General features: G+C 34.9%; 19 protein-coding genes. 6 read left to right on the top strand and 13 right to left on the bottom strand.

The window, feature by feature from the left end; translation table 11 throughout:
* Positions 1 to 64: 64 nt before the first annotated feature.
* The 4 genes from PBT89_RS01575 to PBT89_RS01560 all read right to left on the bottom strand — a co-directional run bounded on the left by PBT89_RS01575 (position 65) and on the right by PBT89_RS01560 (position 3,376).
* Positions 65 to 1,531, bottom strand: coding sequence for a tetratricopeptide repeat protein (locus tag PBT89_RS01575; RefSeq protein WP_270063089.1), 1,467 nt, complete (start codon positions 1,529 to 1,531; stop codon positions 65 to 67).
* A gap of 481 nt (positions 1,532 to 2,012) precedes the next feature.
* A complete protein-coding gene (gene rpmA / locus PBT89_RS01570) occupies positions 2,013 to 2,273 on the bottom strand; it encodes a 50S ribosomal protein L27 (RefSeq protein ID WP_270059468.1) in 261 nt (86 codons plus the stop codon).
* A 28-nt stretch (positions 2,274 to 2,301) separates the two neighbouring features.
* Positions 2,302 to 2,781, bottom strand: coding sequence for a 50S ribosomal protein L21 (gene rplU / locus PBT89_RS01565; RefSeq protein ID WP_270063088.1), 480 nt, complete (start codon positions 2,779 to 2,781; stop codon positions 2,302 to 2,304).
* 130 nt (positions 2,782 to 2,911) lie between these two features.
* Positions 2,912 to 3,376 carry a DUF4199 domain-containing protein gene (locus PBT89_RS01560; RefSeq protein ID WP_270059470.1) on the bottom strand — a complete coding sequence of 155 codons (465 nt, stop codon included), beginning with the start codon at positions 3,374 to 3,376 and terminating at the stop codon, positions 2,912 to 2,914.
* A gap of 177 nt (positions 3,377 to 3,553) precedes the next feature.
* On the opposite strand from PBT89_RS01560, the gene PBT89_RS01555 reads away from it, so the two are divergent.
* Together PBT89_RS01555 and PBT89_RS01550 are read left to right on the top strand one after the other, a co-directional pair.
* Positions 3,554 to 4,876 (top strand): M16 family metallopeptidase, encoded by a 1,323-nt coding sequence (locus PBT89_RS01555; RefSeq protein ID WP_270063087.1) that lies wholly within the window; start codon positions 3,554 to 3,556, stop codon positions 4,874 to 4,876.
* A 17-nt stretch (positions 4,877 to 4,893) separates the two neighbouring features.
* Positions 4,894 to 6,960, top strand: coding sequence for a M16 family metallopeptidase (locus PBT89_RS01550; RefSeq protein WP_270063086.1), 2,067 nt, complete (start codon positions 4,894 to 4,896; stop codon positions 6,958 to 6,960).
* Positions 6,961 to 7,013: 53 nt separating this feature from the next.
* Here the strand turns inward: PBT89_RS01550 and PBT89_RS01545 are convergent, their stop codons facing one another.
* The 5 genes from PBT89_RS01545 to mutY form a co-directional block, all read right to left on the bottom strand.
* Positions 7,014 to 7,949: a DMT family transporter gene (locus PBT89_RS01545; protein WP_333474144.1), complete on the bottom strand. Its 936-nt coding sequence runs from the start codon at positions 7,947 to 7,949 to the stop codon at positions 7,014 to 7,016.
* A 33-nt stretch (positions 7,950 to 7,982) separates the two neighbouring features.
* Complete coding sequence (gene gldD, locus PBT89_RS01540) at positions 7,983 to 8,549, bottom strand: gliding motility lipoprotein GldD (protein ID WP_270063085.1); 567 nt, start codon at positions 8,547 to 8,549, stop codon at positions 7,983 to 7,985.
* Entirely contained in the window at positions 8,546 to 9,868 is a 1,323-nt protein-coding gene (locus tag PBT89_RS01535; RefSeq protein ID WP_270063084.1) for a gliding motility-associated protein GldE, read from the bottom strand. The genes gldD and PBT89_RS01535 overlap by 4 nt, the downstream gene beginning before the upstream one ends.
* A 21-nt stretch (positions 9,869 to 9,889) precedes the next feature.
* The gene (locus PBT89_RS01530) at positions 9,890 to 10,393 is read right to left on the bottom strand and encodes a single-stranded DNA-binding protein (RefSeq protein WP_270063083.1); all 504 of its coding nucleotides are present in this window, start codon (positions 10,391 to 10,393) and stop codon (positions 9,890 to 9,892) included.
* Between the two features lie 99 nt (positions 10,394 to 10,492).
* Positions 10,493 to 11,545, bottom strand: a complete 1,053-nt coding sequence (gene mutY / locus PBT89_RS01525) for an A/G-specific adenine glycosylase (protein ID WP_270063082.1) — start codon at positions 11,543 to 11,545, stop codon at positions 10,493 to 10,495.
* A 143-nt stretch (positions 11,546 to 11,688) separates the two neighbouring features.
* Here mutY and PBT89_RS01520 point away from each other — a divergent pair, with 143 nt between their 5' ends.
* The 4 genes from PBT89_RS01520 to PBT89_RS01505 all read left to right on the top strand — a co-directional run bounded on the left by PBT89_RS01520 (position 11,689) and on the right by PBT89_RS01505 (position 15,085).
* Positions 11,689 to 11,979 (top strand): HU family DNA-binding protein, encoded by a 291-nt coding sequence (locus tag PBT89_RS01520; RefSeq protein WP_013073853.1) that lies wholly within the window; start codon positions 11,689 to 11,691, stop codon positions 11,977 to 11,979.
* A 342-nt stretch (positions 11,980 to 12,321) separates the two neighbouring features.
* The gene (locus tag PBT89_RS01515) at positions 12,322 to 13,860 is read left to right on the top strand and encodes a ribonuclease E/G (protein ID WP_270063081.1); all 1,539 of its coding nucleotides are present in this window, start codon (positions 12,322 to 12,324) and stop codon (positions 13,858 to 13,860) included.
* A gap of 169 nt (positions 13,861 to 14,029) precedes the next feature.
* Positions 14,030 to 14,515 carry a YciE/YciF ferroxidase family protein gene (locus tag PBT89_RS01510; protein WP_270059478.1) on the top strand — a complete coding sequence of 162 codons (486 nt, stop codon included), beginning with the start codon at positions 14,030 to 14,032 and terminating at the stop codon, positions 14,513 to 14,515.
* 81 nt (positions 14,516 to 14,596) lie between these two features.
* Positions 14,597 to 15,085: a regulatory protein RecX gene (locus PBT89_RS01505; RefSeq protein WP_270063080.1), complete on the top strand. Its 489-nt coding sequence runs from the start codon at positions 14,597 to 14,599 to the stop codon at positions 15,083 to 15,085.
* On the opposite strand, the gene PBT89_RS01500 is transcribed toward PBT89_RS01505, so the two are convergent.
* The 4 genes from PBT89_RS01500 to bioB all read right to left on the bottom strand — a co-directional run bounded on the left by PBT89_RS01500 (position 15,069) and on the right by bioB (position 18,493).
* Entirely contained in the window at positions 15,069 to 15,563 is a 495-nt protein-coding gene (locus tag PBT89_RS01500; protein ID WP_270063079.1) for an FUSC family protein, read from the bottom strand. The two genes, PBT89_RS01505 and PBT89_RS01500, sit on opposite strands and share 17 nt — an antisense overlap.
* 85 nt (positions 15,564 to 15,648) lie before the next feature.
* Positions 15,649 to 16,518, bottom strand: a complete 870-nt coding sequence (locus PBT89_RS01495; RefSeq protein WP_270063078.1) for a cupin-like domain-containing protein — start codon at positions 16,516 to 16,518, stop codon at positions 15,649 to 15,651.
* The gene (locus tag PBT89_RS01490) at positions 16,518 to 17,387 is read right to left on the bottom strand and encodes a cupin-like domain-containing protein (RefSeq protein ID WP_270063077.1); all 870 of its coding nucleotides are present in this window, start codon (positions 17,385 to 17,387) and stop codon (positions 16,518 to 16,520) included. Before PBT89_RS01490 ends, PBT89_RS01495 begins: the two co-directional genes overlap by 1 nt.
* Positions 17,388 to 17,395: 8 nt before the next feature.
* On the bottom strand, positions 17,396 to 18,493 hold the full coding sequence (gene bioB / locus PBT89_RS01485; RefSeq protein ID WP_270063076.1) for a biotin synthase BioB: 1,098 nt from the start codon (positions 18,491 to 18,493) through the stop codon (positions 17,396 to 17,398).
* Positions 18,494 to 18,499 lie beyond the last annotated feature (6 nt).

The following is an 18,499-nucleotide window of genomic DNA, read 5'->3' as shown; positions in this document are numbered from 1 at the left end:
TCAAGGCAACAATTAAGATTTCTTTACATTACAGTAACCTTCTCTAAAAAGAGGCCGATTTTAGTTAAAATTGAAGCATAAAATTTACTAATTCCTGCTTCTGCTCTATTGGTAATTTTCTACGTAATCGATAACGCGCTACCCGAACACTATCTGGTGTGACCCTCAAAATCGCTGCAATTTCTTTTGACGATAAATTAAGCCGAAGTAACATTGCCAATCTTAACTCGGTTGAAGATAATTTTGAAAGTGCACGTTCTGACAACTGCTTTACAAATTGCGGATGTATTTCCTGGAAGAAACTCATAAATTCGTCCCATTCTTGTTCTTCTGCAAGACTTTTATCTAATTCTTTGGCCAGACTTTTAATTTTAGGAACTGGATCTATGGAAGATCGCGAAGCTAAATTTTGTAGAGTTGAAGAAGTTTCAGCAATCATCTTATTCTTCTGTGCCATATTAAGACTGTATTTTGAAAGTGATGCTGTTTTTAACCGAATTTCATCCTGAAGTTTTTTCTCTTCTATAGCCTTTCTGTCTAATTCAACTTTCAGTAGCTTTTGCTCATACGCCTGAAGTTTTGAAGTTTCCTGTCGTTTTCTATTATAAAAGAAAAATGAAATGCCGCTTAATAAAATCAACAAAGCAACGCCAAAAATCAACAAATTCTGATTGGCTTCATTTACTTTATTTTCCTGTTTCAACAAAGCAATTTCAGACTCCTTTTGTTTGGTGTCAAAAATGGTTTGCAGCGTATTAAGCTGCTTAAAATTTTGAGAATAAAACCCTTCTTCCTGGAGCTCTTCATAAATGAGACGATGATCGTAAGCTTTTTTAAATTCGCCCATTAAAGCATACAATCTCGCCAGATCTTTATGCGCACTTTCTATTTGATGACGATCTTCAAACAATTCGGCGAGCTTTAAAGCGCGGTTTGTAAAGGTCATAGCATTTGTATAATCGCCAGTTTTTCGATAAACATCTGCAAGATTATTTAGTACATTGATTCGACCTTTATGATTAAGTTCATTAAAAAGGCTATTCGAAATTTGAAAAAATTTAAGGGCTTTTTCAAACTGCTCTAAATCTTCGTAAACGCTCCCTATGTTTTCATTTACCGTAGCAATTCCCAATCGATCTTTAGCTTCGGTATAAAGACTTAAACTTCTATTTTGATGTTCTAAAGCTTTTAAATAATTTCCTTGTTTCTCGTAAGTGGTACCCAAAAGACTTTCAGCCAGAGCTAGTCGCTCTTTTAGTTTTTTTTCTTCGGAAATACGAATGCTTTCATTTAGATATTCTCGTGATTTCGCATAGTTTTTCAGGTTGATATACGAAAGCCCAATCCTATTTTTAATGTCTGCTTCTAATTCTGGGATTTCTTTTTCAATTACTGATAATGCCTGGTTATACTGCTCGATCGCCTGAGTATTAATTTCTATCGAATGGTAATAATCGCCAAGCTGAACGTATTTTTTGGCAATTTCAGCTTCATCTCCCATTTCATAAGCCGAATCAAGCTCGCCTTTCAATTCAAAAAATATTGAATCGGTGGATTGTTTCGTGGAATAATTCTGACTAAAAAGAAGGTTTGAAATTGTAAAAAGGTATAGAAAGAGAGTCGATTTCATAAAACGATATTATAAAACCTGAAATATACCCTTTGAGCTTAATGTAATAGTTAGGTCTTTATTATATAACTGTAAACAAAATCATTTCGAAAAAAATAGTATATTAAACAAATAGACCATTTCTAACAACCATGATAAATAAATTACAACTAAAAAGACTGATTTTGACATGCATGCTATTAGCGCTGTCTGCTTATTTTATATATCAATTTGGATATATAATTGGAGAATTTACGTATTATATAACGCATTAATAGCATTCGATTTCTTTAAAACTGAAAATGCTACATTGTGAATTTTATATTATTCCCGGATTTGTTGAAACATAAAAAAGCCTTTCAGAAAACTGAAAGGCTTTTTTATGTTATAAACTAATTATTTCTTAAGCCTCGAAAGGAACTATAGAAACGAAAGATTTGTCGTCTTTCTTTTTAGTGAATTTTACAATACCATCGATTTTTGCGTGTAAAGTGTGATCTTTACCTGCATATACGTTTTCACCAGGATTGTGTGCAGTACCTCTTTGTCTAACAATGATGTTACCTGCAGCAGCAGCCTGACCTCCAAAAATTTTCACTCCAAGACGTTTCGATTCTGACTCTCTACCGTTCTTGGAACTACCAACTCCTTTTTTATGTGCCATTTTATAAGGTTTTTAGTAATTTAATAATTTAGCTTAAAGCCTCGATTAATTCAGCTTTTTTCATTGAAGAATATCCTTCAATTCCTTTTTCCTTAGCCATTTCTTTAAGTTCAGCAACTGTGTGCTTACTTAAATCATTCTCTGCTTTAGTCTCTTCTTTCTTCTCAGCTTTGCTTTCAGAAGCTTTCTTACCGCCTTTAGCAGTAATACTCTCGATTACAATTTCAGTTAAAGACTGGCGGTGACCATTCTTTACTTTGTAACCTTTACGTCGTTTCTTTTTGAAAACAATTACCTTGTCTCCTTTAAGGTGACGATTAATTTTTGCTCCTACTAGAGCACCTTCTATAGCCGGGGCGCCAACAGTTATGCTGTCACCATCTCCAGTTAAAAGAACTTTATCGAAAGAAACGCTGTCTCCTTCTTCTCCTGGTAAACGGTGTACAAACACTTTCTGGTCTTTTGCAACTTTAAATTGCTGCCCTGCTATCTCTACAATTGCGTACATAGTGTTCTGTTAATTAATTAAATATACTTTGCTTCTATTCAAAGCGGGTGCAAATATAATTCTAAATAATTAATTAGCAAAGACTTCATGAAAATTTGAACAAAATTTGTACACTACTACAACACCAATTTTAAAGTGTATGTTTTTCTGCTTCTTGTGTATTCCAGCTATTTTTAAATAATTGCATAAATGCAAGGGTAAGGGCAAAGGTGCTCGCCGCTCCCATAGCGTATACCGTAAAAAGGGTAACACCTAAACCTGTTTTATAATCACTACGCCAAACCGTAAGGTATTGATCTAGAAAATCTGTATTGAGTTCGCTCGCATAAATACCAAAAAATACTGTGAAAATTGTGGTGGCAATAAAGCCGGTTACTAATCCTGTACTAAATCCTTGTGCATATTTAAACCTCCCAGATTCCTGACTTTGCTTTGCCTTAATAGCAAACCATATACCTAATCCCATTATTACACCATTAAAAAAACTAAATAATGGATTGGTATGTAAACCCACTAAAGATAGTGCTAAAAAGTAAACAATAAGACCTACTGCTATCATGATTCCGAATTTTGCAGGAACACCTATTTTTTTCATAATTATTAGTTTTAAAAATAAAGTTCTTAAAAAACTTCGAAAACTATCTTTAACAGCTTGTTAATTAAGATAATTATACGTTTTGTGTTAAATTAATACCAAATTTTATCACTTTCTTATTGTAACAAAATTGTATCTTTCCACACTAACGCATAGCATAACTATAAACCATACACAATGATTAACAAATTAAAGCTGGTCACAGGTGCTTTATTATTAGGATCTGTTGGCTTTGCCCAGGAAGTTGAGTATACAGAATATGATCTCGATAATGGGCTTCACGTTATTTTACATCAGGATAATTCAGCTCCTGTAGTTACAACTGCTGTAATGTATCACGTAGGTGGTAAAGATCGAGAAGAAGGTAGAACTGGTTTTGCCCATTTTTTCGAACATTTATTATTTGAAGGCACAGAAAATATTGAAAAAGGAAAATGGTTTGAAATCGTTAGTTCTCATGGCGGAGATAATAATGCCAATACAACTAATGATCGCACATATTATTATGAAACCTTCCCTTCTAATAATCTAGAACTAGGACTATGGATGGAATCTGAGCGAATGATGCATCCAATTATTAAGCAAGAAGGTGTAGATACTCAAAATGAAGTGGTAAAAGAGGAGCGTAGAATGCGTATGGATAATTCTCCTTATGGAAACATTCTCCCTGCAGTGCAGAAGAACATGTTCAAAAAACATCCATATAAAGATCCTAATATAGGCTATATGGAAGATTTGGATGCCGCAACACTACAGGAGTTTAAAGATTATTTCGATAAATATTACGTTCCTAATAATGCTGTTCTTGTTGTTGCCGGAGATATCGACATAACAGAAACTAAAGGAATGATCAAAGATTACTTTGGCCCAATCGAGGCTGGTGAAGAAGTAACCAGAGATTACCCAAAAGAAGATCCTATTACTAAAGAAATTCATGGCGAATTTCATGATGCTAACATTCAGATCCCAATGGCAATCACCGGCTATAGAACGCCTGAATTTGGCAACAAAGATTCTTACGTATTAAACATGATCTCTACCTATTTAAGTGATGGAAAAAGTTCAAAACTTTACAAAAAATTAGTAGATGAGAAAAATATTGCTTTAGAGGCTGGGGCGCTAAATTTAGAACAAGAGGATTACGGTATGTATCTTATTTACTCTCTTCCACAGGGAGAAACAAGTGTTGATAAACTCAATGAAGAAATCGAAGAGGAAATCACAAAGCTTAGAAATGATTTAATTTCTGAAAATGACTTCGAAAAACTTCAGAATAAAGCTGAAAATAATTTTGTTAACTCGAACTCTAGTATTGCCGGCGTAGCTAATTCTTTAGCTCGTAATTACCTTCTTTACAAAGACACTAGTCTAATAAATGAAGAAATAGATATTTATCGCAACATCACTAGAGAAGACATTAAAGAAGTTGCTAATAAATATCTTAAGCCAAATCAACGAGTAATTATCGATTATCTGCCAGAAGCAAAAGAAGCAGAATAACAACAAACTACAGAAAGATGAAAAAAAATATAGTAGCAATAACAGTATTCCTTTTAGGAACTGTAGGCCTCAATGCTCAGGTAGATCGCAGTACCATGCCAGAACCCGGGCCGGCACCAAAAGTTAAAGTAGAAGAACCAGAAACATTTAAGCTAAACAACGGCTTAACTGTAATGTTGGTAGAAAACCATAAATTACCTAGGGTAGCCATGGCACTTAGGTTTGATAACCCTCCGCATTCCGAAGGTCAAAAAGCAGGAGTAAGCGGTATAATGGGCGAACTTCTGGGACAAGGAACTACTAACATCCCTAAAGATGAATTTAATGAAAGAGTGGACTATTTAGGCGCTAGAGTTAACCTATCTTCTGGAGGAGCTTATGCAAATACGCTTTCAAAATATTTTCCTGAGATACTTGGACTAGTTGCAGATGGAATTATTAACCCAAAATTTACAGAAGAAGAATTCGATAAATCTATAGCTCGTACTAAAGACTATTTGAAGAATAACGAAAAAGATGTTTCTTATAACGCGGGTAGAATAAGATCTGCTTTAGCTTACGGTAAAAACCATCCTTATGGTGAATTTAAAACTCAGGAAACAATAGACAATATAAGTCTTACTGATGTAGAGAATTATTATAAAACCTGGTTTTCTCCTGCAAATGCTTACTTGGTAATAGTAGGTGATGTAGAAAAGAAAGAAGTAAAGAAACTTGTGAAGAAGGAATTTTCTAATTGGAAAAAGACTTCAGTACCTGAAATTAAAATTCCTGAAGTTAAAAATGTAGATAAAACTGAAATTAACTTTGTAGACATGCCAAATGCAGTACAAAGTGAAATTGCTTTAGTAAATACAATTAACCTTCAGAAAAAACAGGAAGATTATTTTCCTGTAATGGTAGCCAATAAAATCTTAGGCGGGGGAGGCGAAGCTCGTTTATTCTTAAACCTTAGAGAAGATAAAGGATATACATACGGCGCCTATTCGAGAACTGGTAATGACAAACATGTTGCAACTTTCGTAGCAAGTGCAAGTGTTCGTAACGAAGTAACCGATAGTTCAGTTGTAGCATTTTTAGATGAAATCTACAGAATAAGAAATGAAAAGGTTTCTGAATCTGAATTAGCTAATGCTAAAGCGAAACTTACAGGGGATTTTGTGCTTAGTTTAGAGCAGCCCTCTACTATCGCAAGTTTTGCAATGGAGGTTGAAACTGAAGATTTAGACGAAGACTTCTACAAAGAATATTTAGAAAACATCGATAAGGTTACCTTAGAAGACGTTCAAAGAGTTGCTAAAAAATATTTCCTTGCCGATCAATCACGAATTGTAATTGCAGGAAAAGGAAACGAAGTAGCTGAAAATCTTGAAAAGATGCAATATAAGGGAAAAACTTTCCCAGTTAAATATTACAACAAATATGGTGAAGAGATTGATAAACCAGACTACAACAAAGCTTTAGACCCTTCGGTTACTGTAGAGAAAGTATATTCAGATTATATTGAAGCCATTGGAGGCGCAGAAGCTGCCGAAGCCATAAACACTATTGCTTTTACTGCCACTACGTCTATACAGGGACAAGAATTAAGTTTAGAACAACGTAAAAGCAGCGCCGGTAAATTCTCTCAAACTGTTAGCGTTTCTGGTAATGTGATGCAAAAACAGGTTTACAATGGAGAAACTGGATATATGATGGTCCAAGGACAAAAAATGGATATGAGTCAGGATCAAATTGATGCTGTAGCCATTGAAGCTAACACATTCCCAGAACTTAGCATAAGTAAAAATGCGAAAGTTACGGGTATCGAAGATGTTGAAGGCAGCGATACTTACGCGGTAAAAGTAAACGAAAGCACTACCAATTATTATGACGTGGAAAGCGGACTTAAAGTGAAAACACTTACCACTATTTCACAAATGGGACAAACAATGAGTATCCCTACAATTTATAGTGATTATCAAGAAGTAGAAGGCATAAAAATGCCTTTCACTATTTCTCAGAGTATGGGACCACAGTCTTTCGATCTTAAAGTTAAGGAGTATAAAATTAATGAAGGAGTACAAGATTCAGATTTTGAATAATCTTCTTTTTAGTTAATGTTAGATAAAGCCGGCTTTTTAAGTCGGCTTTTTTATTAAACTAACTTCTTTTTTCTTTTTATTGAAATTACCTTCGCACGGTTCACAATCAAAACACCAATAATTACAAGCATTGCAAAGAATAACTGATTCAAACTAAAAACCTCATCATCCAAAATCCCCCAAGCCAAAGCAACAATAGGCATCGTATAAGTTACTGAACTGGTGAAAACGGGATCTGTAATTTGCACTAGTCTATTGAATAAGATCATCGCAACACCAGTCCCCAAAACTCCCAAAATTGCAATAAAACCTATCGATTTCTGCAATTCAATATTCGATAAATTTTCAGTAAAAAATCCAGACAGTACCAAAATGGAGAACGCAGGAATCAATAAAACGGCAAAACAACCAGAAGTTACTGCCACAGCAGGAATATCACTTAAATATTTTTTTAAGAGATTTACGTTTATGCCATAACAAATCGCGGCTAAAATGCCCAATATTGAATACAAATAATTCTCACTTCCATTAAAATTTGCGTTACTAAAAATTAAACCCGCAGTACCTATTAAACCAACCACAACACCAATCCCTTTATTACTATTCAATCTATCCTGAAAGAACATAACGCCCAGAATAAGCGTCATTAAAGGCGTAACCGCATTCAGGATCGAAGCGATCCCGCTGCTTATTTTTGTTTCAGCAAAAGCAAAAAGAAAAATTGGGAAGAATGATCCCACAAAACCAGAGACAATGATCCACTTCCATTGCGAAGTTTTAAGCTTAATGATTTTTCTAAAACCTACAAGAATTAAAAATAAAGCGGCGAAAATAATCCGAAATGCACCAACCTGAAGCGGAGAAAGACCTACGAGTCCTTTCTTGATAAGAATGAAAGAACTGCCCCAAATTAAGGATAATATAAAAAGGTATATCCATTTTTTGTTTCCTGCCGCCATAGCTCTAAAATTTGCGGCAAAAATCATCATTCTATGTTAGAATCGAAATCGAAAAGAAAAAAATTATTGCCATCTAATTGTTTCCATTAAATACCGCATATCCTTCATAATGTAGCTAGCTGCAGGATAAATGGAGTCGTAATTAGGCTGCGTATTGAAATAAACCGAACCTGTTAAAAAATGGCTCGTACTATCGGTAATATAAAATTGTGCCTGTGAGGCAGCATCACCCTGAAGTTCATAAAACATACCATAAGCTTTATGGATATCGTTGGTATAAATATCGCCTTCTATGGCTTCTGCTTTTATAGTATGCTCTAAAGGCAATTTTTGTGCGTCCCTTAATAATGAATCTAGATTATTATTTACCGATTGATAAGTGATAAATATAGAACCGTTTAAAGAAGGGTAATCCAGATTGATCCAGCATGGTCGCCTATTTTTAGAAGGTGCGATTTCAGCTATTTGATTTATTTCAAATGTATAAGGACAATTAATGTTTATTGGTTGATACTCTGGCCTAGGATACTCTAAAGCTAACATTGCTTTTGGTTTCGGCTGGACTTCATTTCCGCAGGAAACCATAAAACAGAATACTATAAAAACTACCAAATAACTTAAATACCTCATACAGGCAAAATCGTCAATTTAATTTGTTTGATCCTTCTATCGTCTACAGCTTCAACTTTAAAATTATAATTGCCAAAGTTGATAATTTCGTTTTTGTGAGGAAAGTCTCCAGAAATTTCAAGTAAAAATCCGGCTAGTGTTTCAGATTCTCCCTTATTGTCTTCAAATAAAGAAGGCTCTTCCAACTTGATAATTTTATAGAAATCCTTCAATGGAGTACGACCTTCAAAGACATAATTAAATTCGTCTAATTTCGAATAGATTAGATCCTCATCATCAAATTCATCACTTATATCGCCAACAATCTCTTCAATTATATCTTCTAAACTAATCAGTCCACTGGTACCACCATATTCATCCACGACAATTGCAAGGTGATTTTTCTTTTCCTTAAATTCGTTTAAAAGATCATCTAATTTTTTATTCTCCGGAATAAAATAAGGTTCTCTTAAAAGAGACGTCCATTCGAAATCTTTCGTATTTAGATAAGGTAATAAGTCTTTGCTATATAAAATACCGGTTACATTATCGATATTCTCCTTGTAAACCGGAATTCTAGAATATCCATTTTCGATAAGTGCAGGGATAATTTCAGCATAGGTATCTTCGTCGCTCAACGCAAAGATATCCATCCTAGGGCGCATCACTTGTTTGGTATCGGTATTCCCAAAAGACACAATACCTTTTAGAATTTTCTGTTCTTCTTTAGTTGTATCTTCTTCACTAGTTAGCTCTAATGCCTGTGAAAGATGGTCTATACTAATAAAAGGACGTTGTTTACCTAATTTTTCGTGTAAAAAAAGAGTAACGGCGCGCATTGGTGTACTTAGCGGAGAAAATAAAGTATCTAAAATATTGACCGGCTGCGCCATAAAATTTGAAAACTGAACATTATTACGACTAGCATAAACTTTTGGTAAGATCTCACCAAAAAGCAAGATTAGGAAAGTAACAATACCAATTTCAAAAATCAACTTAAAGTTTAAACCAAAAATAACAAAATCGAGCCCGCCAAATAATTGGTCTGAAACGGAATCAAATAACAAAACAATAGCAATATTGATGAAGTTATTGGCTACCAGTATGGTTGCTAAAAGCTTCTTTGGTTTTTCTAGGAGCTTTATTACAATTTCCTGAGATTTTGTTCTCTTACTCCCATCCTCTGTTATAAAGTCTGCAGGAGTTAGCGAAAAGAAAGCTACCTCTGCACCAGATATCATGGCAGAGCATAGCAATAGCAGTAATAAAAATATAAGGCTTATTACCTGGGTGTAATCAAACGCGGCCCATAAAATAATACTGGGGGGTTCTGGATCCAAATGCAATAAATTTAATTAAACTTAAAATGGTAAATCATCTTCTTCCTCATCGTTACCATTAAATGGTTGACTGGCAAAATTAGTATTATCGCCCGAATAACCCGAATTACTGTTTGCCGTATTATTTGGCTTTGCTCCCTGGCTACCCGCATTGTTTTGTGGTGAAGGATTACTACCATTACTTTCTCCTTTAGGAGTTAAAAAAGTAAACTCGGTACATTGTACTTCAGTAGAGTAACGTTCCATCCCTTTATCATCGGTCCATTTACGCGTTTTAATTCTACCTTCGATATAAACCTTGTCCCCTTTTTTAAGGTATTTCTCACAAACTTCAGCCGCTTTATTACGCACAACAACATTATGCCACTCGGTATTATTTACACGTTCGCCGCTGGTTCTATTGGTGTAAACCTCATTAGTTGCAAGCGGAAAACGGCCAATCGAGCCACCGCCTTCAAAATAATGCATCTTTACATCATCTCCGGTATGTCCTATAAGCATTACTTTATTTAGCGTCCCTGTCATAAAATATTGTGTTAGATTTATTTAAAGTTATCTTTCTAATTTAATGAAAAAATCAATCCGATTAAAATCGGAATACAGTTAAATTGAAAAACAGCAAAATTACAAGTTTTCTATGTCAATTTCATTAAGAAAATTCTGAATTAACACCGGCACTGGATATTCTTTCACTTTTTCTGTGGAAATGCCGTCTTCAAGCAAGTTTTCTGCTTCAACAAACCAAAAACGGGCAAAAATATGCTGATGCGATAATTTATGCACAATCGCCTGATCGTTATACAGACTAACAGCAACATTTTTTGCTTGTGTTAATTGCTGAAATTGGATATTATTTTCAATAACTTCTGCTTGCTGAATATCAGTTTTGGTTTCAATTAAAGGAAACTCATACAAACCATGCCATATTCCTTTTCCTTTTCTTTGCTGAAGTAAGGTTCTATTCTCTTCCGAAGAAAAAACCAGATAATTAAAATATCGATTTTTGATTTTTCCTTTCTTAATTTTAACCGGCAAATCACCAATCTTGTTTTCTTTTAAGGCCAAACAGCTTATATTAAAAGGACAAGTATTACAAAGCGGATTTTTAGGTTTGCACTGCAAAGCACCAAACTCCATCAAAGCTTGATTAAATGCTGAAGGATTTTCTCGATCTAATAACTCTGTCGCTAATGCTTTAAACTCTTTCACTCCTTCTGTACTATTAATAGGAGTGTCTATATTAAAATAACGTGAAAGTACACGGTAAACATTTCCATCGACAACAGCTACAGGCTCGTTATAACTTATAGATGCAATTGCACTAGCCGTATAATCGCCTACTCCTTTTAATTTTAGTAATCCCTTATAATCCTTTGGAAAAATCCCATCAAACTCATAAGCCACATGTTTTGCTGTGGCATGAAGATTTCTAGCCCTAGAATAATATCCTAATCCCTGCCATAGCTTCATCACTTTATCCTGAGGAGCATCAGCAAGATCAAAAACGCTAGGAAACTCGTCTATAAATTTCATATAATAAGGTAATCCTTGCTCTATTCTTGTTTGCTGAAGCATAATTTCGCTTAGCCAAATGTTGTAAGGATCACGGGTTTTTCGCCAAGGCAAATCACGCTTAGATTTTAAGTACCAGTTAATCAAAGTTTTAGAAAAATTCATAATTTAAAATCTCTTATCGCAATATAAATTGTTTATTCCGTTATTATTTAATGATTTAGGTTTGAAATATTGAATATATAATTCTTATATTTGCCCCCTTGAAAATTAAGAACCCCAATTTATAAATATTAAATAGCACGAAAATGACGAAAGCAGATATCGTAGCGAATATTTCGGAGAAATTAGGAATGGAGAAAGGTGATGTACAAGCTACAATTGAAACCTTTATGGAAGAGGTAAAATCTTCTTTAGAAAGTGGAGACAATGTTTATCTAAGAGGTTTTGGAAGCTTTGTTGTAAAAACAAGAGCTGAAAAAACTGGAAGAAACATTTCTAAAAACACAACTATTAAAATACCTGCTCATAACATTCCGGCATTTAAACCAGCGAAGATTTTCGTGGAGGGAGTTAAGAGTAATGTAGATGTAAAATAAGCTATCCAGAAGTAAGAAGCTGGAATAATGAAATAAATTTATTAATTAAAACGTAACACTATGCCAAGTGGTAAAAAAAGAAAAAGACATAAGGTAGCTACGCACAAGCGTAAAAAAAGAAGAAGAGCTAACCGCCACAAGAAAAAGTAGTTTTCATACTACTTTTTTTATTTAAAAGATTTTGCTTTAACAGCAACGTTCTTTGACATCGAGATTTTAAATAAAAGCATGGTATTAAATTACTATGCCGGTATATTTATAAATCTCTTCAGGCTTCAAACACCTGTGATAAAATAATGTTTAATCCATCCCGAGAATTTTCGGGCTTAAAAATCTAATAGAGTGGACAAAGAATTAATTATACGGTCCGAATCCTCTGCTGTAGATTTTGCCTTATTAAAAGATGGAAAACTTGTTGAACTGAACAAGGATGAAGACGACAATAATTTTAATGTTGGCGATATAATGATTGCTAAGATTAGAAAGGCTGTCCCCGGGTTAAATGCCGCATTTGTTAATGTTGGCTATACTAAAGATGGTTTTTTACACTATCATGATCTGGGCCCTCAGGTTTCATCCTTGCTTAAGTTTATAAAACGTGTAAGCACAGGTAAATTAAAAGATTATTCTTTAAAGAATTTTACTTTTGAAAAAGAAATAGACAAAAACGGAGTTATCTCTGATGTCTTAAAATCAAATCAGTCGTTACTGGTTCAAATTGTAAAAGAACCTATATCTACCAAAGGGCCTCGTATAAGTAGCGAGTTATCCCTACCAGGAAGATATATCGTTCTTGTTCCTTTTTCTAATAGAATTTCAGTTTCTCAAAAAATTGAAAGTAAGGAAGAAAAAGATCGATTAAAACGCCTTGTTAAAAGCATAAAACCTAAAGGTTTTGGCGTTATCGTAAGAACCGTAGCCGAAGGCAAAAAAGTAGCAGAGCTGGACAAAGACCTTCAAAATTTGATGGGTCGATGGACAGCGATGTGTAAAAAATTGTATAAGCCTCATTATCCATCAAAAGTTTTGGGAGAATTAAATCGAGCATCATCTCTTTTAAGAGATGTGTTCAATGATACATTCACCTCTATTACTGTAGATGACGAGACGCTTTACACACAAATTAAGGACTATGTGGGCGAAATTGCTCCTAGCAAAGAATCAATTGTAAAACTACATCAGTCCAATGTTCCAATTTTTGAAAAGTATGGTATCGAAAGACAAATAAAAACCTCTTTTGGACGCACTGTATCCATAAGTAAGGGCGCCTACCTGGTTATAGAACATACAGAAGCTATGCATGTTATAGATGTGAATAGCGGGAATCGTTCTAATAAATCCAAAAACCAAGAAGATACCGCACTAGAGGTAAATCTAATAAGCGCTACAGAAATTGCTCGCCAATTAAGACTTCGCGATATGGGCGGCATTATAGTAGTCGATTTTATTGATATGAATAAAGCTGAAAATCGCAAAGCATTATTCGATCACCTTAAAAACGAAATGAGCGACGATCGTGCTAAGCACAAGATCCTCCCTCCTAGTAAATTTGGACTAATACAAATTACAAGACAACGCGTAAGGCCAGAAATGAATATTAAGACCCGAGAGGAGAATCCTAATGGCGATGGTGAGGTTGAGGCACCAATTATCTTAATACAAAAAATCAAAGCCGATATAGAGCGACTTCTTAAGAAGAATCATAAGAAAATAACGCTTACTGCGCATCCATTTATTGCAGCTTTTCTAACGAAAGGCTTTCCATCTCCCAGATCTAAATGGTTTCTAGACCATAAACGCTGGGTTAAAATTATACCTAGAGACGCTTACACGTATTTAGAGTATCATTTCCACGATCAAGAAGGAAAAGTTATTCGATAAAACTAAAACGCCTAACAAAAATTTTGTTAGGCGTTTTTTTATACTCCAAATTCAAATAATATAACCACTCACAATTGGCAAAAAGCTAAGAAAGCTTTCTTATCTATTTAACTATACTGGTTTGGTTTATAGGATACATTTAACCTATAACAACCTAATTATTAAAAAGATGAAAGATTTAAAGGAATTATTCGAACACCAGTTGAAAGACTTATATAGTGCTGAATCGCAACTTCTAAAAGCATTACCTAAAATGGTAAAAGCAGCAAATAATGATGCTCTAAAAAAAGCATTTGAGGGTCATCTAGAAGAAACTAAAGAGCATAAAGAACGCTTATCTGAAATTTGTAAAGAGCTAGGCATTAAACCTACTGGCGAAACCTGCAAAGCGATGAAGGGACTTATCGAAGAAGCTGAGGATTTCTTAAAAGAAAAGACTTCTGAAGAGGTTAGCGATGCCGGTATCATTGCAGATGCGCAACGCATTGAGCATTATGAGATTTCGGGATACGGGACGGTTGTTCGCTACGCTAAAGAATTAGGCTATAAAGAACTTGCTACAAAACTTCAAAAAACACTTGATGAAGAATATGCCGCAGACAACAAATTAGATAAACTAGCTGAAAAAAGATTGAATAAAAAAGCTATGGCCTAATCCATAAATAATATGTTAAGAAACCGTCGCTATGGCGGTTTTTTTATTTCAATCGCACCGCAAAAGATTTAGCTTTGCAACATGAAACAAGCTGCACATAAAACGCATACACTAAAAGAAGCTACCGTCAAGCTAATGCAATATTGTGCCTACAGAGATAGAACTCATAAAGAAGTTGAAGAAAAGCTTAAGAGCATGAATATGATTCCTGAAGCCCAGGAACAAATTATCATGGAACTTATGCGGGAAAATTTCCTTAATGAAGAGCGATTCGCAAAAAACTTTGCCAGGGGTAAATTCAGAATTAAAAAATGGGGCAAAAAAAGAATTACTAATGAGTTGAAAATAAAAGGAATTTCAGCTAGAAATATTCAAACCGGACTTAAAGAAATTTCAGAAACCGACTACCTTACTACTTTCCATGAAATTTCAGAAAAGAAATGGGAAACCATCAAGGAAACTTCAGTAATTAAAAAGAAAAAAAAACTTGTCGATTACTTACAATATCGAGGTTGGGAAAGCCACCTTGTTTTTGATAAAGCTAACGAATTATCTAAGCTGAACGATTGAATACCGCCTTAAAAAGCCTATTAAAAGCCATAGATATAAATAAAGCAATTAAGCACCCTAACAACACACAGCCAGCTCGTTGCAAACCTACCAGCCAAGCCGTATCGGCTTTATCTTCATTTATAATAACAATAATTACTGCTGCCAAGGCAGATCTAATAGTGGGTTCTATTTTTAAAAATATCCCTAGAATAACGGTAAAAGCAACCCCAAGACAAAACATCACAACACTTGGAATTGGTAAAAAATAGACCGCCAAGCCAACAAAAGAACCCAGAAAATTAGACTTAATTCTATTAAGCGCCAGTTCACGGTCATTCTCCTGAGAGAACACCAATAAACAAGAAATGATACTCCAGTAAAAAGGATATTGGGGAAAAGCATCAAACAACGCATAACAGACAATTGTACCAATAATGCATTTTAGAAGATAGATCCCTTCAGAAGATGAGATTTTATAATTGAGGGGTGGTTTCAAACCGAATTGTTTTGCAATTCAAAGTTAACAAACCTTAATCTACAGGGCTAGACTTATGCTAATAATTATTCAAACAACTAATTAATTAAGCATACTTATTAGTCTTCTTAACTGCTACTCGATTTTTGTAATCAATCCATTTTTGCCCTCTTAACTTACGCATAAGATTATCAAAATTGCGCATTACTACCAGATTATAAATAGCTTTAGAAAAATTGGTGACGGTACGCGGTGTAGCTCTTAAACTCATCGAAAAACCAGCAGTAAGATAAGTCATCTGGTGCCAGTAGCCTTCAGGCATATAGAGTGCTTCACCATGATTAAGCTCAGTAACATAGCCTTTTGCTTTTTTCAGAACAGGAAAATTATTAAAATCTGGATTGGTAAAATCGATATCTTCTCTTGAAATTAAAGCATGCGGAACTTTGTAAAGATATTTACTTTCTGAAGGTGGATAAAGAATACATTGCTTTTTACCATGAAATTGGAAATGAAGGATATTTGCAAAATCAATATCATAATGCATAAACACTTTAGAATTCTCACCTCCAAAAAAAAGCATGGGTAATTGCTTTATCATTCGCAAACCGATGTTCGGAAATTTAAAATCTTTTTGCAGCGCTGGCACCTCTTTCATTAAGTGATAAAGAAAAATCCTGTAATCTGTAGGTTCAGATTTTAAAAGATCGATATAATCTGACATTTTCATTTCGGCATGCGGCTCGTTGAATTTAAATTCTGAAGTTATTGGGCGATCATCATACAAAGGAACGACCTTTTCTCCCGCAACATCTTTAATATAATCCAAACCCCATTTTTCGAAAGCCGGCCAATCTTCAATCAAATTCTCTATTACAACTGGCTTTTGTGGCTTCACATATTGCTTCACAAAATCCTCTTTAGAAATCCTTTTTACTCTTGGAATTTCTGCCAACTGCAAACCTCCATTCTTCATTATTCGATATTCGCTTTTTTATGAGTATTCTTTATTGCTCTTTGATTTTTATAATCAATCCAGTCCTGCCCTTTTATTTTACGCATTAGATTATCGTAATTCCGCATAAATAAAAGATTATTTAGCACCTCTAAAACTTTACCGGGCGATCTAGGAAAAGATCTTAAGGTAATCGACAAACTTGCTGTTTCATATTTTATAAAATGCCACCATTTGCTTGGCATAAATAAACCTTCACCATGACCAAGATTAGCTTCAAAACCCTTGGCTTTAGCAAGTGCAGGATAGGTTTTAAAATCTGGATTATCCATATTTATAATTTCCATACTTACAATTGAGTGTGGAACTTTATACAGATACCGTGTTTGATCTGGCGGATACAACAATACGCGTTTATTACCAGAAAAATTAAAATGAAAATTATTCGCAAGATCCATGTCGTAATGCATCACCACGCTAGAGCCTTCCCCACCCACAAATAGAACAGGTAATTTTTTAAAGAACTTCACACCAAGATCTGGATATTCGATATCATTTAAAAGTTCAGGTGAATTTTGCAAAAGATTAAAAAAGAACATTCTTAAATCTGAAGGTCCTTTTTCAAGAATGTCAAAATACTCTTTAATGGACAGTTTAATGGCAGCGCCATGCGAGTTTTGCCTACCTTTTGCCGGAGTGCTATCGTAAAGTGGCACTACAACATCACCGGCTTTCTGCCTAAAGTAATCGAAACTCCAGTTTTGATATGCTGGCCAGTTTTTAGCCAGATCTTCAAAAATTACCGGTCGCTGCGGAATAAAATATTCCTGCTGAAATTCCTCTTTTGAAATTCCTTTTACTCGTGGTACTTTCTGAAGATCCAACTGCATAACTCTATTTAAGCTTTGGCCTTAGCTTTTTGTTTTTCTTCTGTTATCTTGTTTCGCTCTATAGTATGCCCTGGTCTGGACCATTTTGGCTTTTCATTCAGCGAATTATATTTAGATGCTGCTGCCTCTACCGTTTCTGGTTTCGATTTTTTAGTGAATGGTTTTTGCGGATTTAAACCTAAAGCCTTAAACATTTGCATGTCCTCACTAACATCTGGATTTGGCGTGGTTAACAACTTGTCACCTGCAAAAATTGAATTTGCACCAGCAAAGAAACACATCGCCTGCCCTTCTCTACTCATTTGTGTACGCCCGGCAGATAATCTTACCTGAGTTTCTGGCATTACAATTCTGGTTGTAGCAACCATTCTTACCATTTCCCAAATAGAAACCGGCGCCTGCTCTTCCATTGGCGTTCCTTCTACAGGTACTAAAGCATTAATAGGCACAGATTCTGGCTGCGGATTTAAAGTTGAAAGTGCCACTAACATACCGGCACGATCTTCCTCTTTTTCTCCCATTCCAATAATTCCGCCGCTACAAACCGTAACATTGGTTTTTCTAACATTGTCGATAGTTTCTAAACGATCATCGAAACCACGAGTAGAAATTACTTCTTTATAATATTCTTCAGAGGTATCTAAATTATGATTGTAGGCGTACAATCCTGCTTCAGCTAAACGCTGCGCCTGGTTTTCAGTAAGCATCCCTAACGTACAGCAAACTTCCATATCAAGTTTGTTAATGGTACGCACCATTTCTAAAACATTGTCAAACTCTGGACCGTCTTTTACATTTCTCCAAGCTGCTCCCATACAAACACGAGAACTACCGGCAGATTTTGCACGTAATGCCTGCGCTTTTACATGATTTACACTCATAAGATCATTACCTTCAATATCGGTATGGTAACGAGCTGCCTGTGGGCAATAGCCACAATCTTCTGGGCATCCGCCTGTTTTTATAGAAAGCAAAGTAGAAACCTGGACAGTATTAGGATCATGATGTTTTCTATGAACCGTAGCTGCTTCGTAAAGCAGTTCCATTAAAGGTTTATTGTAAATCTCTAAAATTTCTTCTTTGGTCCAGTTATGTCTTGTCGCCATGAAAAT

The organism is Zunongwangia sp. HRR-M8 (assembly GCF_027594405.1).
Taxonomy (GTDB): domain Bacteria; phylum Bacteroidota; class Bacteroidia; order Flavobacteriales; family Flavobacteriaceae; genus Zunongwangia.
The sequence above is the reverse complement of the archived record's forward strand: the minus strand, read 5'-3'. Positions and strand labels throughout refer to the sequence as shown.